The 17182-nt window shown below is 72.7% G+C and carries 9 protein-coding genes; 3 read left to right on the top strand and 6 right to left on the bottom strand.

The window, feature by feature from the left end; genetic code table 11:
• Positions 1-89: 89 nt before the first annotated feature.
• Positions 90-1256 (bottom strand): exodeoxyribonuclease VII large subunit, encoded by a 1167-nt coding sequence (gene xseA / locus AWW66_RS11810; RefSeq protein ID WP_067364262.1) that lies wholly within the window; start codon positions 1254-1256, stop codon positions 90-92.
• A 186-nt stretch (positions 1257-1442) separates the two neighbouring features.
• Between xseA and AWW66_RS11805 the strand changes: the two genes are divergently transcribed.
• Together AWW66_RS11805 and AWW66_RS11800 are read left to right on the top strand one after the other, a co-directional pair.
• Entirely contained in the window at positions 1443-2435 is a 993-nt protein-coding gene (locus tag AWW66_RS11805) for a 4-hydroxy-3-methylbut-2-enyl diphosphate reductase (protein ID WP_157527397.1), read from the top strand.
• A gap of 133 nt (positions 2436-2568) precedes the next feature.
• Positions 2569-2991, top strand: a complete 423-nt coding sequence (locus AWW66_RS11800; protein ID WP_067364259.1) for a hypothetical protein — start codon at positions 2569-2571, stop codon at positions 2989-2991.
• A gap of 131 nt (positions 2992-3122) precedes the next feature.
• On the opposite strand, the gene AWW66_RS11795 is transcribed toward AWW66_RS11800, so the two are convergent.
• Complete coding sequence (locus AWW66_RS11795) at positions 3123-6425, bottom strand: S8 family serine peptidase (RefSeq protein WP_067364200.1); 3303 nt, start codon at positions 6423-6425, stop codon at positions 3123-3125.
• Positions 6426-6599: 174 nt separating this feature from the next.
• Positions 6600-7772: a DNA recombination protein RmuC gene (locus tag AWW66_RS11790; protein ID WP_067364198.1), complete on the bottom strand. Its 1173-nt coding sequence runs from the start codon at positions 7770-7772 to the stop codon at positions 6600-6602.
• Positions 7773-7994: 222 nt separating this feature from the next.
• Here AWW66_RS11790 and AWW66_RS11785 point away from each other — a divergent pair, with 222 nt between their 5' ends.
• Entirely contained in the window at positions 7995-8774 is a 780-nt protein-coding gene (locus AWW66_RS11785) for a hypothetical protein (protein WP_067364194.1), read from the top strand.
• A gap of 68 nt (positions 8775-8842) precedes the next feature.
• On the opposite strand, the gene AWW66_RS11780 is transcribed toward AWW66_RS11785, so the two are convergent.
• The 3 genes from AWW66_RS11780 to AWW66_RS11770 all read right to left on the bottom strand — a co-directional run bounded on the left by AWW66_RS11780 (position 8843) and on the right by AWW66_RS11770 (position 17178).
• The gene (locus AWW66_RS11780; RefSeq protein WP_067364191.1) at positions 8843-9820 is read right to left on the bottom strand and encodes an NAD(P)-dependent alcohol dehydrogenase; all 978 of its coding nucleotides are present in this window, start codon (positions 9818-9820) and stop codon (positions 8843-8845) included.
• Positions 9821-10047: 227 nt separating this feature from the next.
• Complete coding sequence (gene ppc / locus AWW66_RS11775) at positions 10048-12834, bottom strand: phosphoenolpyruvate carboxylase (protein ID WP_067364190.1); 2787 nt, start codon at positions 12832-12834, stop codon at positions 10048-10050.
• A 351-nt stretch (positions 12835-13185) separates the two neighbouring features.
• Entirely contained in the window at positions 13186-17178 is a 3993-nt protein-coding gene (locus AWW66_RS11770) for a ThuA domain-containing protein (protein WP_067364187.1), read from the bottom strand.
• Positions 17179-17182: the final 4 nt, after the last annotated feature.

Genomic DNA, 17182 nt, shown 5'->3' with positions numbered 1-17182 from the left:
CCGACGATCCGGTGGCCCGCCGGGGCGGCGGCGGGTCAGGGCGGCGGCGGGCCGGGGCGGCGGCGGTCCGGTCGACCGGGAGCGGGGACTCACCCCTCGACCGTCACGGCCAGGTCGCCCTCCGCGAGGCGTACCCGCAGGTGGTCGCCCGGGTCCACGTCGCCCGCCGCGCGCACCACCTGGCCGTCGCCGCGCTGGACGATGGCGTACCCCCGGTCGAGGGTGGCGGCGGGGGAGAGGGCGCGCAGCCGGGCGAGGGTGTGCCGCAGGTCGTTGCCGGCGGCGGCCAGCCGGTGGTCCAGGCAGCGCCCGGCGCGCTGGCGCAGCGCGGCCACCTCGGTCGTCCGCTGGTCCACCATCACCTGCGGGCGGGCCAGCACCGGGCGGGAGCGGAGCAGGTCCAGCCGGTGCCGTTCCCGGTCGACCAGGTTGCGGACCGCGCGTTCCAGCCGGGACCGGGCCTGGCCGATGAGGCGTACCTCCTCGGTCAGGTCGGGGACGACCCGCTTCGCCGCGTCGGTCGGGGTGGAGGCGCGGACGTCGGCGACGTAGTCGACCAGGGGCGTGTCGGTCTCGTGGCCGATCGCGCTGACCACCGGGGTACGGCAGGCGAAGACCGCCCGGCAGAGCGCCTCGTCGGAGAAGGGGAGCAGGTCCTCGATGCTGCCGCCGCCCCGCGCCAGGACGATCACCTCGACGCCCGGGTCGGCGTCGAGGACCTTCAGCGCGTCGACGATCTGGGCGACCGCGCCGGCGCCCTGCACCGCCACGTTGACCGTCCGGAACTCCACCGCCGGCCAGCGGCGGCGGGCGTTGGTCAGCACGTCCCGCTCGGCGGCGGAGGCGCGCCCGGTGATCAGGCCGATCCGGCCGGGCAGGAACGGCAGCCGGCGCTTGCGCGCCCGGTCGAACAGCCCCTCGGCGGCGAGCAGCTTCTTGAGCTTCTCCAGTCGGGCCAGCAGCTCACCGAGGCCCACCTGCCGGATCTCGTCGGCGCGCAGGCTGAGCGTGCCCCGGGCGGCGTAGAACTCCGGCTTGGCGTGCACCACCACCCGGGCGCCCTCGCGCAGCTCGGGCGCCCCGGCGTCGAGGACGTCCCGGTTGGTGGTGACGGTCAGGCTCAGGTCGGCCGCCGGGTCACGCAGGGTGAGGAAGACGGTGCTGGCTCCCGGCCGGCGGCTGATCTGCGCCACCTGCCCGTCCACCCAGACCCACCCGAGCCGCGCGATCCACGCGCCCACCTTCTGGCTGACCACCCGTACCGGCCACGGCTCCTCGGCGCTGCTCGCCCCCACTCCCGCACTCACCCGCCCACCCTACGGCCCGCCCCGGTGATCATGGGGTTAGCGTGGGCCGTCCGCGTCGGGGCTGCCGTCAACTCCATGATCACCGGAGGGTGGCGGTCGGGTGGCGGGTGGTGGGGTGGCACGTACGATGGGCGGGTGACCGAGGCTCAGGCGACCCCCCAGACCGGCAAGCGCGTGCTCCTGGCCAAGCCCCGTGGCTACTGCGCGGGCGTCGACCGTGCGGTGCAGACCGTGGAGGAGGCGCTGAAGCTCTACGGCGCCCCGATCTACGTGCGCAAGCAGATCGTGCACAACAAGCACGTGGTCCAGACGCTGGAGGCGCAGGGCGCGATCTTCGTGGAGGAGAACGAGGAGGTGCCCGAGGGCGCCACGGTGATCTTCTCCGCGCACGGGGTGGCCCCGGAGGTCTACGAGCAGGCCCGGGTGCGGTCGCTCAAGGCCATCGACGCCACCTGCCCGCTGGTCACCAAGGTGCACCACGAGGCGCGCCGGTTCGCCGCGGAGGACTACGACATCCTGCTCATCGGCCACGAGGGCCACGAGGAGGTCATCGGTACCGCCGGCGAGGCGCCCGCGCACATTCAGCTCGTCGACGGCCCGGAGGACGTGGAGAACGTCACCGTCCGCGACCCGAACAAGGTCGTCTGGCTCTCCCAGACCACCCTCTCGGTCGACGAGACGCTGGAGACCGTCGCCCGGCTCAAGAAGCGGCTGCCGCTGCTCCAGTCGCCGCCCAGCGACGACATCTGCTACGCCACCTCCAACCGCCAGCACGTGGTCAAGGAGATCGCCGCCGAGTGCGACGTGGTGCTGGTCGTCGGGTCGCGGAACTCGTCCAACTCGGTCCGCCTGGTCGAGGTGGCCCTGGACGCGGGGGCCCGCGCCGGGTACCTGGTCGACTTCGCCCACGAGATCGACGACGCCTGGCTGGCCGGTGCGACCACGGTCGGCCTCACCTCCGGCGCGAGCGTGCCGGAGGAGCTGGTGCAGCAGGTGCTGGCCCACCTCGCCGAGCGGGGCTTCACCGACGTCGAGGAGATCACCACCGCCGACGAGCGGCTGACCTTCTCGCTGCCGCAGGAGCTGAAGCGGGACATGAAGGCCGCCGCGGCCGCCGCCCGTGGCTGAGCCCGGTCTCGCCGACGCCCGCGCGCTGACCGCCCCCGGTCCGGTCGCGCTGACCGCCCCCGGTCCGGTCGGGGTGGGTGGGGCCGGCGCGACCGGTGGGAACGGACCGGTGCCCGGTCGCGTCCAAGCGGGTATGAGGACCCTTCGGATCTTCGTCGCCGCACTGGTCGCCGGTGCCCTGCTGAGCGCCTGCGGCGCCCAGGGCGGCGACGTGACCCCCGCCCCCGGCACGACAGGAGAGACCTCGGTGTCCACCGACCCCTCGACCCCGGCCGCCGACCCGACCGACCCGGCCGCGACCCCGCCGGCCCATCGTCCCAGCCGCCCCGCCGCCAGCGCCCCGGCGAAGTCGGGCACCACGACGCTGACCGGCACGGTCACCGCCGGGGTGGAGCCGGGCTGCCTGCTGCTCGACGGGTACCTGCTGCTCGGCGGCGCGAAGGACGTGGTCAAGGCCGGCGCCCGGGTGACCGTCACCGGGAAGGTCGAGGAGGGCATGATGACCACCTGCCAGCAGGGCACCCCCTTCGTGGTGTCCTCCGCCACCCCGGCCTGACCCCCCCCGACCGGCCCGACAGCCCGACGACGAGGGTCCAACGGCGACGGAGCCCGTCCCCGACGTTCGGGGACGGGCTCCGCTGTGTTGCCGGTGCGGTCAGCTCACCGCGCTGGTGAGTTCCGCGTCGGTCAGTTCACCGCGTCGATGGAGACCGCGCCACGGCCGACGACCGCGCCCTCGGTGGTCACCACGGTCAGCTCACCCTGCAACTCCCGGCCGGCGGCCGGGGTGGACAGGGCGGTCACCGTACCGGTGAGGGTGGCGGTGGCGAGCTGCGTCAGCCGCAGCGGGGTGCTCGGGGCGGAGAGGCTGCCGAGCGACGGCGCCGAGAACGAGTCCCGGTAGTCGTACGCGGTGCTGGTGCCCGGCCCGTCGACCGAGTACGCGTCCACCACCACCCGGTAGGTGCCCGGTGCCGGGTTGGTGATGGTCACCGCCTCCTCGGAGTCGCCGTCGGCCTGCTGGCCGACCAGGGTGGTGCCCCGGTAGACGAACAGGTCCAGGTCGGCGCCGGGGTTGGCGGTGTTGCCGATCCGCGCGGTGAAGGTCGTGGCGCCCGCCGGCACCTCGACCGTGTACTCCTGCAGGTCACCGTCGGTGATGGTCGGCCGCTCGGTGTGCGCGCTGACCAGCGGACCGCCCTGACCGGTCACCGAGACCGGGCCGAAGGAGTTGGTCAGCTCCCAGTTCACCGGGGTCGGCTGGCCGGCGGTGACGCTGGGCAGCTCGACCGTGGCCGGGGAGAGCGAGACGCCCTGGACCCGGGCCCGGATGTGGAACGGGTTGTTCAGCGTCGGCGAGGTCCGCCGCGACTCGACCTCGATCTCCCAGATGCCCGGGATCGGGTTCTGGTAGTCCCGCTCCTGCGGCTTGCAGACGTTCGGGTCGGAGAAGTTGGTGAAGCAGACCGTGCTCACCGTGTTCTCCACCGGGACGCCCAGCGGGTTGATCGCGATGAACCGGGTCTGCGACCCGGTGGCGATACCGGAGAGGTTCACCTGGAGCGCGCCGGCGCCCGGCGGCACCGTCACGAAGTACGAGGTGTAGCCGTTCCGGTCGACCGAACCCTCGGCCGAGAAGGAGTGGCTCGGCGAGGTCGGCTCGTGCGGCACGACCACCGTCGCCGGGATCTCGAAGTCCACCACGGAGGTGTTCGGGTCGTCGATCTCCACCAGCACGCTGTGCACCCCGCGCGAGGTCGGCCGGGCGTGGATCGGGATGGTGACCGGGATGTTGCGGGGCAGCGAGACCTGCTGGCGGATCCGGAAGGTCCCCTCGTCGTTGCCGCGCAGCGTGATCTGGTGCGGGATGGTCCCGCTCGGGCCACCGGTCCGGGTGATGGTCACATCGTACGAACGGGACTGGTTGATCCGGTGCCCCCCGTCGGCGGTGGCGCACCGGTTGTACACGCCGGCGCCCCGGTGCGGGTTCGGCACGAAGGCGCCGAGGTCGGCGTCGTACCGGGTGAGGCTGCCGGAGAGCGGGGTGCAGACCGGCGCCTCGGAGAGGTACGTCCGAGCCTCCACGCCGTCGGCGAGCAGGTCCCAGGCGCCCGGCACGTCGACCATGCCGTACCCCTGCGCGTACGTCGGGACGTCCGCGATCGGCTTGGCGGAGGTGTAGAGCGCCCGGCGCAGCGCGGCCGGGGTGACGCCCCGGTCGGTCGCCTTGGCCGCCGACAGCAGCAGCGCGGCGGCACCGGCGGCCTGCGGGGAGGCCATCGAGGTGCCGTTGAGCATCTGGTAGCCCGGCGGCAGCGGGTAGCCGGCCTCCGGCACCGGGTTGCCCGCCTGCCACAGCGGCGCGGTCGAGATCGCCGAGCCGGGGGCGGCGATGTTCGGCTTGAACCCGCCGTCCTCACGAGGTCCGCGCGAGGAGAAGTTGAACAGCGCGTTCTCCTTGCTCACCACCGAGCCGTAGTTGGCCAGCCAGGTGTCCTTGCTGACGCTCGCCGCGACGCTGACCGCGTTGGTGGCCACCGACGGGTCGCCGATGGTGTTCAGCCCCGGGCCGGAGTTGCCGGCGGAGAGGAACATCTGCACGCCGTAGATGTCGATCAGGTCGTTGTAGAGCTGGGCGCGGGCGTTGGCGCCGTCGTTCAGCGTGGGCAGACCGCCGATCGACATGTTGAGCACGTCGACCTTGCGGTTGACCACCAGGTCGACCATGCCGGTGGTGAGCGCGGCGGCGGTGCAGCCACCGCTCCACGAGCAGGCCCGGGAGGAGACCAGCTTCGCCCCGGGGGCCGCGCCGTCGAACGCGCTGTTGCCCAGCATGTCGTTGGCGGCGGTGATGCCGGCGACGTGGCTGCCGTGGGCGCTGGAGACGATGCCGATGCTGACGTAGTCGACCAGGCCGGGGCCGCCGACCGGGGCGGTGTCCACGTTCTTGCGGTACTCGACCACGAACGGGGTCTGCTCGCGGACCGGGGTGCCCGGGTTGTCGGTGCCGAAGTGGCCGACCTGGAACTGCTCCTTGTACGGACGGATCTTCTCGGTCTCGGCGAAGACCCGGTCCTGGTTGGCGTCCACCCAGATGTCGTTGGTGGCCGGGTTGAACAGGACCCCGAACTGGTCGGTGGTGTCACCGTCGCGGTTGACGTCGCCCCGGTGGTCGGTGGCCGCGGTGATCGACTCACTGAACAGGTTGAACCGGTACGTGCCGGCCGGCGCCGTCCAGGTGGCCCCGGCGACGGTGAAGCTCGGCCCGGTGACCTGGGTGATCATCGGCCGCCAGCTCGCGTCCTCCAGCGGGTCGGTGGCGGTGACCCAGTCGACGATCTTGCGCTCGCCGGTGGTGGTCTGCTGGAGGGCCGGGTGGTCCAGGTCCACCCCGGAGTCCATGATGCCGATGGTCACGCCCCGGCCGTCCCACTGCGGGTTGGCGGCCTTGAAGGCCTCCGCGCCCGTCTCGTTGGTGGGCATGTACGGGTTGACCCCCGCGGTGTCCGCGCCGGGACCGGCGAGGGTGCCGCCCTGCGCGGCGGCGGTGCTGCCGTCCGGCGCCCGCTCCGGGGCCGGGTCGGGCAGCTTGATCTCCTCGTCGAGGTCGACGGCGGCGACACCCGGCAGGGTGGCCGCCTTGAGGACCTGCGCGGTCGGCACCTTGGCCAGGACGTACCCGACCCGGTCGTACTGCTGGCTGACCGAGCCGCCCAGCTTGCGCACACCGTCGGCGACCCGCTTCGCGGCGCCCTTCTCGGCGGCCACGATCAGCGTGACGGTCGGTGCCTTCGTCGCCTCGGCCTTGGCCAGGAGCTTGGCATCGTGCGCGCCGAGGGTCTCGGCGGCGGTGGCCGGTGACCCTTCGGTGGTGCGGGGTGCGGCGCTCGCGGTGGCGGCGCCACCCACCACGGACATGGCTCCGGCAGCCATGACCGACGCGATGAAGGCGGCGGAGGTCCGCCGACTCCGACTGCGGGGTTTGCTCACGTTCGGTATCCCCCAGGATGGTGAGGGCCCCGGGAAGTCCCGGGGCACGTGTGAGCGGAATCCTTCGTGGTCGCAGCCGTCGATGTCCACCACCCGGTCGTACGTTGTGATCAGGTCGTGACTTTCAGCGTCGCGTCGGGTGGCGGGGCCGCTGATGAGAGTCGGACAGCCGACTCAGCCATTGACCGCAGTGGACGGTTCCGGCCCGGAGCGCTCGGCCAGCTCGGGAGCCTGCGGCTGGCGCGGCGCCACCTCGACCTGGGCCGGCGTGGCCAGCTCCTGATCGGAAACGCCCAGCTCGGCGAGCTTGCGGGCGCTGACCAGCACCCGCGCCTCCAGGCTGCCCACCGCCCGGTTGTACGCGGTCACCGCCCCGCCGAGCGAGGAACCCAGCTTGCTGACGTGATCACCCAGGGTGGACAGTCGCCCGTACAGCTCACGGGCCAGCGAGTGCACCGCCACCGCGTTGCGGGCCAGCGCCTCCTGCCGCCACGAGTACGCCACCGTCCGCAGCAGCGCGACCAGCGTCGCCGGGGTGGCCAGCACCACGTTGCGGGCGAAGGCGTGCTCCAGCAGCGTCGGGTCGCGCTGCAACGCCACGTCGAGGAACGGGTCGGCCGGCACGAAGAGCACCACGAACTCCGGGGCGCTGTCGAACGCCGCCCAGTACGACTTGGCGGCCAGCGCGTCCACATGGGCCCGCAGGTGCCGCGCGTGCGCGTCCAGGTGGGTGTCCCGGCCCCGCTCGTCGCGCGCCTCCATCGCGGTCAGGTACGCGTCGAAGGGCGCCTTCGCGTCCACCACTACACTCCGCCCGCCGTGCAGCCGGACCACCAGGTCGGGACGGACCGTCCGGTGCTCGACGGCGGCGGTCACCTGCTCGTCGAAGTCGCAGTGCTCCAGCAGGCCGGCCGCCTCGACGATCCGGCGCAACTGGTGCTCGCCCCACCGGCCCCGGACCTGCGGCGCGCGCAGCGCCGCCACCAGTTGCTTGGTCTCGGTGCGCAGCTCGCCGGAGACCGCCCCCATCGACCGGACCTGCTCCCGCAGCTCCGCGTACGCGTCCACCCGGTCCCGTTCCAGCTCGGCCACCCGGGACTCGTACCGGCGCAGGGTGTCGTGCAGCGGGGCGACCGCACGGGCCACCGCCTCCTGGGACTGGGCGGTCGCCTCGTAGCTCAGCGCCCGCATCGACTGCTCCAGCCGGCCCTCGCCGGCCCGGGTGGCCGCCAGGGTCGCCTCCAGCCGGGCCAGCTCCGCCGCCCCCCGGCTCCGGGCCGCGTACCACCCCACCGCGCCACCCGCGCCGAGGCAGACGACCACCACGGCCAGCGTCGAGAAGTCCATCCCCGAAGCTTGCCAAACCACCCCGCCCTCCGCTGTGCAAGGAAGGGCCCCCTGTTAACGCTTCCGGTAGAGCAGGGGCCCCTTCTTAACACCCGCCGGGGCGGGCGGCGGGCGGGTGGTGGCGGTGCGGGCGGGCGCAACAGGCGGCTGGCGGTGGGCGAGGTTGATCACCGGCGACCGGCGGCACAGGTGGTTGTGGCCGGGCCCGGGTACCGTCGAAGTATGGAATTTCTGCTGGTGGTCGTGCTGGTGGCCCTCCTCGGGGGCGCGTTCGTGTGGTGGCGGCGGGAGCAGGCCGCGCGGCAGGCCCGCGAACTGGCCGACGTCCGCGCCGACGCCCAGCGGTGGTACGAACGGCTGGGCGGCCAGGTGATGAACCTGCACGGCGACGAGCCGGCGGTCCGTCAGGCCCTGGTCGACGCCGGTGAGCGGTACAACGCGGCCGGCAGCCAGTTGGAGCAGGCCCGCACGGCCCAGCAGTTCCGGCTGGCCCGGGAGACCGCCCTGGAGGGGCTGGCGTACGTCCGGGCGGCCCGCACGGCGCTTGGCATCGACCCGGGGCCCGAGCTGCCGCAGTTGGCCGCCGCGCAGGGCGCGGGGGCGCTCACCAAGGAGCGCGAGGTCAACGTCCAGGGGCAGACCTTCAAGGCGGGCCCGCAGCCCGGCCGGGACACCCCGTACTACTACCCGGGTGGGCGGATGCAGGGCCGGCCGGTCCCGGCCGGGTGGTACTCGACCCCGTGGTGGAAGACGGCCCTCGGGGCCGGTGCCGGTGTGCTCGGCGGCATGTTGATCGCGGACGCCCTCTTCTCGCCGAGCTTCGGCGACCCGGGTTACGCCGCCGGGTACCAGGACGGCCTCGGCGAGGCCGGCGACATGGGGGACATGGGTGACGCCGGCGGCGACATGGGTGGTGACTTCGGCGGCGGTGACTTCGGCGGGGGCGACTTCGGTGGCTTCGGTGGCGGCGACTTCGGTGGGGACTTCGGCGGGGACTTCTGAGCCGTCCCGGCCCGCGCCGGCCAGACCGCCAGCCGGCCAGCCGGCCAGCCGGTCAGCCGGTCGGACGGTCAGACGGTCAGCACGACCTTCCCCGCGAGGTGCCCCCGCGTGAAGTACCGGAGGGCCTCCGGTGCCTCCGCGAGGGGGTAGCTGCGGTCGACGGCCGGGGTGAGCGCGCCGGACTCGATCAGGTCCCGCAGTTCGTCGAGATCCTCGGCGCGTTCCACCGCGCTCACGGTGCGCAGCCGCTGGCCGACGACCAGCGACAGCAGCGGCGCGCGGAACATCTGCCGGCCGTAGCCGCCGAGTAGCCGACCCCTGGTGTACCCGCCGCCGACCAGCGCCAGCGTGCCACGGGGCGTGAGCGCGCGCCGCAGCAGCGACAGCGGGCGGTCACCGCCGGTGTCGATGACGACGTCGTACACCGCGCCGTCGCGGTCGATCTCCGCCCGGGTGTAGTCGAGGACGTCGTCGGCGCCGAGGGAACGGACGAACCCGGTCTTCGCCGGGGCGCAGACCCCGGTCACCGTCGCGCCGTACGCCTTGGCGATCTGTACGGCCTGGGAGCCGACGCCACCCGCCGCGCCGATCACCAGCACCCTCTGCCCCGGGCGGACGGCACCGCTGTCGCGGACCGCGCGCAGGGCCGCCATGCCGGAGACCGGCACCGCGGCGGCCTGCTCGAACGACAGGTTGGCCGGCTTGCGGGCGAGCCGGTCCGGTGTGGTGGCGGCGAACTCGGCGTACGAACCGCCCGGAGAGGTGCCGTACACCTCGTCGCCCGGCTGGAACCGGGTCACCCGGGCGCCGACCTCGGCCACCACCCCGGCGAGGTCCCGGCCGCGTACCGCCACCCGGGGGCGGCGCAGCCCGCTCGCGAGACGGACCAGGTAGGGGCGGCCGACCATGAAGATCCACACCCCGGGGTCGACCCCGGCCGCGCGGACCCGGACGAGCACCTCCTCGTCGCCGATGGTCGGCCGGTCGACGTCGCGCAGGTGGAGCACGTCTGCCGGGCCGTAGGTGTCCTGGACGATGGCCTTCACGGGGTCGCCTCCTGCGGGGCTGCGGGGGCGCGAACACGTCGTCGCGTCTTCTCGTGCGCCGTGCCCGGCTCCTGACGCGCCATGCTCAGGGTGGGCCCGTCCAGACATGGTGCAACGTGAATGGTTCGACGCGAAGTCAGGTTCTTGACTCCGTACGGACGTCCCGGCACGCCGAAGCCCCCTGCTGCACCGGCGGCAGCAGGGGGCTTCGGTCCGTACCCGGTGGCTCAGCCGGTGTTGCGCATCCCGGCCGCGATGCCGTTGACGGTGGTGAGCAGGGCCCGCTCCAGGGCCGTACCGTCGCTCGGGGCCCGTCGGCCGCCCGGCGCGGTGACCACGGCCCGCCCGGCGGCGCCGGAGTCGCGGTACTGCCGCAGCAGCGCCACCTGGAGGTGGTGCAGCGGCTCCAGGTAGGTGTCCCGGACGGCGAGGGTGCGCTGGAGCACCGGGGAGCCGTCCAGCAGGTCCGGGGAGCTGGTCACCGCCAGCACCTCCTGCCGGGTCAGCTCGTACTCCTCCTCGATCTTGGCGAAGATCGGGTGCAGCTTCTTCGGCACCAGCGTCTCGACGTACCGGCGGGCGATGGTCAGGTCGGTCTTGGTCAGCATCATCTCGACGTTCGACAGGAACGTCCGGAAGAAGTGCCAGTTGCGGTGCATCTCGGCGAGGACGTCCGACAGGCCGGCCTCCCGGGCGGCGGCCAGGCCGGTGCCGACCCCGAACCAGCCGGGGACGATCTGCCGGGTCTGGGTCCAGCCGAACACCCACGGGATGGCCCGCAGCCCGGCCAGGCCGGCCCCGGTGTTCGGCCGCTTCGCCGGCCGGGAGCCGATGTTCAGCGCGCCGAGCAGCTCCGTCGGGGTGGACGCCCAGAAGTACGCCGGCAGGTCCGGGTCCTCCACCAGCGACCGGTACCGGCGGTACGCGGACTCGGAGACCACGTCCATCGCCGCGTCCCAGCGCTCCAGCATCTCGGCCGGCTGCCGGGGCGCGGTGTGCAGCAGGGTCGCCTGGAGCACCGCCGCGACGGTCAGCTCCAGGTTCTCCCGGGCCAGCGCCGGCAGGGTGTACTTGTCGGAGATGACCTCGCCCTGCTCGGTGACCTTGATCGCGCCGTCCAGGGTGCCGTACGGCTGGGCCAGGATCGCCTCGTGGGTCGGCCCGCCACCGCGCCCGACGGTGCCGCCCCGGCCGTGGAAGAGCCGCAGGTGCACGCCGTGCCGGGCGGCCACGTCCCGCAGCGCCCGCTGGGCCCGGTGGATGGACCACTGGCTGGTGGTGATGCCGGCCTCCTTGTTGGAGTCGGAGTAGCCCAGCATCACCTCCTGCACGTCGCCCCGGGCCGCCACCAGCGCCCGGTACGCGGGCAGGGAGAGCAGCTCGTCGAGGAGTTCGCCACCGGCGTTCAGCTCGGCCGGGGTCTCCAGCAGCGGCACGAACCCGATCCGGGCCCGCCCGCTGTGCACGTCCACCAGGCCGGCCTCGCGGGCCAGCACCACCGCGGCGAGCACGTCGTCGACGCCGAGCGTCATCGAGATGATGTACGACTCGATGACCTCGGTGCCGAACCGGTCCTGTGCCTCCCGGATGGTGCCGAAGACGTCGAAGGTCTTGCGGGCGCCCTCGGTCAGCGGGGTGTCCAGGGCGGAGAGCGGACGCCGGCCGGCCAGCTCGTCGGCGAGGAGCTTGGTCCGCTCCAGCCGGGTCAGCGCGGGGTAGTCGGAGACCTCGCCGACGGCCGCGTAGAGCTGCGCCAGCACCGCGTGGTGGGCCTCGGCGTGCTCGCGGACGTCCAGGGTCGCCAGGTGCAGCCCGAACGCGGAGACGGTCCGGATGGTCGAGGCGAGCCGGCCGACGGCGGTGAGCTGACCGGCGTTGCGGGCCAGCGAGGCGCGCAGCAGCTCCAGGTCGGCGATCAGCTCGGCGCTGCCCCGGTAGTCCCGGCCGGGCACGTGCGGGGTGGCCTGGCGCAGCCGCGCCCGGGTGTTGGCGAGCTTCGCCTTCACGCACCGGGCCTTGAGCCGGTACGGCTCCTCGGCGTTGACCCGGCGGAACCGGGGCGCCACCTCGGGCAGCGCGTCCAGGTCGGCGGCGAGGCTGGCGGAGAGGTCCAGCGACACCCCGCGCAGCCGGCGGGAGACGGAGACCTCGTTGATCAGCTCCTCCATGGCCGCCTCGGTGGCGGCGATGCCGTGCTCGTGCTGGATGGTCAGCACCTCGCGGGTGACCAGCGGGGTGACGAACGGGTTGCCGTCCCGGTCGCCGCCGATCCAGGTGCCGAAGGTCAGCGGGCGGGCCGTCGGGGAGGTCTCCACCCCGAGGGTGCGCAGCGTGTCGGCCAGGTCGTCGAGGACCTGCGGGGCGGCCTCGGCGTACAGGTCACGCAGGTAGTAGATGGCGTTGCGGGCCTCGTCGGTCGGGTCCGGCCGGTCCAGCCGCAGCTCGTCGGTCTGCCACATCAGGTCCAGCAGCTCGGCGAGGCGGCGGTTGGCCGGGCCCTCGTCGCTGGCGCCGTAGAGGATCGCGTTGGTGGTCTCGGCGTCCAGCTCGTCGGCGACCGCGCGCAGCTTGGACAGGATCGACCGGCGGGCCGCCTCGGTGGGGTGGGCGGTGAAGACCGGCCGGACCGCGAGCCGGCGGGCCGCCGCCGCGATCTCCTCGGCCGGCACCCCGCGCTCGGCGATCATCTTGGCCGCCTGGTCCAGCCACCCGCCGTGGACGGCCCGGCGGCGTTGCAGGTCCCGGGCCCGGTGCACCTGCTCGGTGATGTTGGCCAGGTGGAAGTAGGTGGAGAAGGCGCGGGCCAGCTTGGTGCCGGTGGTGACGTCGAGCCCGCCGAGGCGCTGGGCGGCGGCCGGGGCGTCGCTGCGGACCTGGGCGCGGATCTCCTCGACCAGGTCGAGCAGCGGGCGGCCCTCCTGCCGGGCGAGGGTCTGCCCGAGCAGGGTGCCGAGTCGCCGGATGTCCGCCCGCAGGGCGGCGTCGGGCCCGTCGTGGTCGTGCTGGTCGGTCACGGTGCGCTCCTCCCGGGAGTACGAAGGACAGCGCTGTCCGACTCCCCCTGATCGTATCCGCGCGACCCCTGCGGACAGGAGGGGCCCTGTCTTTTCGTCTCTGCCCGGAGCGGCTTCCCGGCCCGCCGCCGGGACCGGTGTCGACGTCGTGACGAGGCGTGTTCACGCAGGTGGGAAGGGGTGCGCCGGAGGGGTGGGGTGGGGTCGGGCGGCCCCGTGGCGGGCGCACGTGATCAAACACACCCCGTGCCGTCGCCCTGGTGACCTTCCGGCCGCACGGTCACCTGGTCGGGGGCGCACAGCACCGCGCGGCGGCACGGGAGGAGTCCCGTACCGCCGCGCGGCCGTCGGTCAGAGCGCGCGGACCCGGATGTCCCGGAAGTCCATCACGTCACTGTTGCCGTGGTTCTGCAACCCGACGAACCCGCTGGTGAACTGACGCAGGTCGGTCGGGGGGTCCCCGGCCCGGGAGGACTGCTTGCCCGGGACGTTGTCGAACACGTTGAGGGTGACCCCGTTGCGGATGATCGTGTACTGCTGCCCGACCACCCGGATCTCGTAGTCGTTCCACTGGCCCTTGGGGGTGGCTCCCGCCCGGTCCAGGGTCAGCGGCTGGAAGTTGTAGACCGAGCCGGTCTTCTGGGTCTCACCGGTCGCTCCGTCGTAGAGCTGGATCTCGTGGCCGCACATGATCGCCACCCAGGCCTGCGAGGTGCGGGCCGAGCCCAGGGTGGAGCAACTGCCCTCGGGCCGGTCCTCCAGCGGCGTCCGGGGGTCCGGGAACCGGACGAAGACGCCGCTGTTGGCCCGGGTCGTGCCCGGCGAGGAGTCCCGGAACTTGAGCTTGATCGAGTAGTCGGCCAGCTCCTGACCGGCGTACCAGAGCATGCCCATGCCGCCGATGCTGCGGATGGTGCCGTCGGGGTTCAGCGCGAACGACCCACCGGGGGCCTGCCGCCAGTCCGCCAACGAGTACGCCGTGCCGTCGAAGATGGGCTGGTAACCGGGGACCCGGCCGATCGGGGAGGCGACCCCGGCGGCCCGCAGCGCGGTCACCTCCTCGTTGTTGATCACGCGGGTCTTGAGCAGGTGGTCCAGCGTCTCGTCCAGGTGGGCCAGGAAGGACCCCTGGTTCGGCCAGCTGCGCTCGTCGTCGATCAGGTCGTTGATCGTGCAGCCGCCGTTGGCCTGCCGGTTGGGCAGCCCGGTGTCGGTGTCGAGCAGCCAGACCGTGCTCCGGGTGTCCGGGGCGACACAGCCGGTGCTGACCTCGATGGTGCTGGTGGCGGTCGTGCCGTCGGCGTACTTCACCTTCACCGTCGCCTGGTACGTGCCGTGGGTGCGGTACGTGTGGGTCGGGTGCGGCTGGGTCGAGCCCTTGGTGCCGTCACCGAAGTCCCACTCCCAGGCGATGCCGCCGACCTTCGCACTGGAGAAGGAGACCGTCCGGTAGTTGCTGCTGGCGGTCACCTGCGCGGAGGCGTGACTCGGACCCGGGGTGGGCTCGCCGCCGGTGTAGACGATCCGGATCAGCTTCTGGTTGCCGTGCAGGCTGAAGAAGCCGCCCGCGTAGTCGAGCATGTAGAGCGCGCCGTCCGGGCCGAACTTCGCGTCCATCCAGGACTGGAGCTGGGTGCCCCCGCTGCCGCCCGGGATGATCGCCCGCAGGTCCTCGGCGAAGGCCGGGGCACCCTGGTCGGGCACGTTGGCCGGGTCGACCGTGACCGCCACCCGGTTGTTCGAGTTCGACTGGTCACCGATGAACCACTTGTTGTCCCAGTGCGCCGGCCAGGCGACCCCGCTGTTGGTGTCGACCTTCGACCGGTGGTACGTCGGGCCGTCCATCACGGCCTGCCCGCCACCGCGCAGCCACGGCCGGGTGAAGGTCTCCTCACCGAGCACGTACGAGGGGAGCCCGCTGCCGTCGGTCCGGGTCGGGTAGACCGGGCCGCCGCCCTGCGGGGAGTACCAGATCATGCTGGGGCGGGACGGCGGAATGTCCACCAGACCGGTGTTGCGCGGCGAGGTGTTCTTGAGGTTGTCGCAGTCGTACCAGCCGGTCAGCACGTTGGCGTCGGTGTTGCTGCGGTCCCGGTAGGGCTGGTTGTTGCCCATGCAGTACGGCCAGCCCTGGTTACCGGCGGAGGTGATGATGGTGGCGTGCTCGTACTTCGCCGGGCCCAGCTCCGGGCTCGGCGCGGCGGCGTCCGGGCCGACCCAGGCCGCGGTCAGCCAGTTGTTGACCGGGTCCCAGTTCAGCCGGGAGATGTTCCGGACCCCCATCACGTAGATCTCGGGGAGGGTCTTGCCGCCGCCCTCCTCCTGCCCGGTGAAGAGGTTCCCCTCCGGGATCGTGTAGGTGCCGTCGTCCTCCGGGTGGATCCGCAGGATCTTGCCGTTGTAGCTGTTGGTGTTGCCGGAGGTACGGCGGGCGTCCTGGAAGGAGATGCCCGCGTACTCCTGGGTCCAGTTGTTGCCGGAGTAGCCGTTGGAGCCGCCGGAGGAGTTGGCGTCCCCGCTGCCGATGTAGAGGTTGCCCTCGTTGTCGAAGGCCATCCCGCCACCGGCGTGGCAGCAGCTGTGGATCTGGGTCTCCCAGCTCAGCAGGTCCTTGCGGGTGCCCTGGTCGATGCTGTCGGCCTGCTTGTCGTAGGTGAACCGGGACACGGTCCGCTTGCCGACCCGCCGCTCCCGGTCGATGGACTCGTGCGGCATCCAGAACGCGTAGACCCAGCCGTTCTCGGCGAACTTCGGGTCGAGGGTGATGCCGATCAGGCCCTCCTCGTTCTTCACCAGTTCGCTGCCGCTGCCCCGGTTCCCCATCACCGGCAGGGTGGTGAGGAGCTTGACCTGCTTGGTCTCCGGGTCCCACCGGTGGATCGTGCCGCAGCCGAGGCCCACGTTGGGGTTGTTCCAGTCGGCGATCGGGCCGGATGGGCAGGCCGCCTTGCCGATGTAGAAGACCGAACCGTCACCGGCGATGGTCAGCCCGTGCGGCTCACCGATCTGGTCGAGCTGCCCGGAGGCGTTGGCGGTGGTGAGCCGCTCCACCCGGTAGTTGGACGCGATGGTCGCCTGGCAGTCGCCCCGGACCGTGCCGGCGGTCCACTGGAGCGCGCCGAGCAGGTGGTTGCGGAACTGGGTGTCCTTGGTCCAGCTGTCCTCGGTGCGGCCCATCCCGGTGTAGAAGGACCGGCCGCCGTCGTAGTCCCGGCACCAGGAGATCGGGTGGAAGGGGCCGTTGCCGGCGAGCCCGGCGTCGTAGCTGGTCTCGTCGACCTGGGCGATGGTGTGCACCCGGCCGACCGGGCTCGGGTCCCAGTTGATCCACTGGTCGGAGCGGGTCCAGGTCAGCGGCAGGCCCTCGGTGGCCGGGTGCTGCCGGTCGGTCACCTGGACCACGGCCTCCTGCACCTTCGTCTCCGGCGCCGGGGGAGCGTCGTTGCCGATCAGCCACAGCTCGGAGAGCTGGATCATCGTGTCGCCGCTGTTGGCGGTGACGTTCAGCCGGTAGTGCAGGTACGCCGTGCTGTTGTCGAACGAGTACTGCTTGGTCTGGAAACGCTGGGGGAAGCTCTCCCCGGTGCGCCGGTCCAGGTCGGTCCAGGTCTGCCCGTCGTTGGAGCCCTGCAGGGTCCAGTCCCTTGGGTCCCGGCTCGGCGAGTCGTTGGCCGAGGAGAGGGCGTACCGGTTGACCACCGTCGGCTCGGCCAGCTTGCCGGCCAGCCAGCCGGTGGTGGTCCGGACCAGCCACTTGGTGCTGGTGGTGCCGTCGAAGGCGTGCGTGGCGGTCTCGTTCGGCGGGTTGTTGCCGTTGGCGGTCGCCTCCACCACCTTCTCGGCGGCCGGCAGGCTGGGCGCCGGCCGGGTGCCGATCAGGCCGGTGAACCACTCCGAGCCGGGCTGGGCGTAGGCCGCGTCGTGGACGCCGACGAAGCCGCCGCCGCCCTTGATGTACGCCTGGAACGCCGCCTCCTGGCTGTCGTCGAGCGTCACGCCGTCGGCGGAGAGGAAGACGACGCTGCGGTACTTGGCCAGGTTGTCGGCGGTGAAGACGCCCGGGTCGTCGGAGGAGTGGACGTAGAAGCCGTTGTCGCTACCGAGCTTCTTGATGATGTTGGTGGCCCGGTTCACCGGGTCGTCCTGGTCGGCGGCGGGGCCGTGGAAGACCAGGACGTTGACCACGCGGGCGCCCCAGGTGGGGGGTGCCGCGCTGGCCGGCTCGGCCGTGGTCGGGTTCACGGCGAGCAGGCCGGCGGTCAGGACGGCGGCGGAGGTCACGGCGAGCGCGCGCCGGGACGACGAGGTCAGTCGGGCTAGTCGGAAATGGCGTTTTTGGGCCATTTCA

Origin of the sequence: Micromonospora rosaria (assembly GCF_001567585.1) — a bacterium.
GTDB lineage: Bacteria > Actinomycetota > Actinomycetes > Mycobacteriales > Micromonosporaceae > Micromonospora > Micromonospora rosaria.
This window is presented reverse-complemented; position numbering and strand designations above follow the sequence as displayed.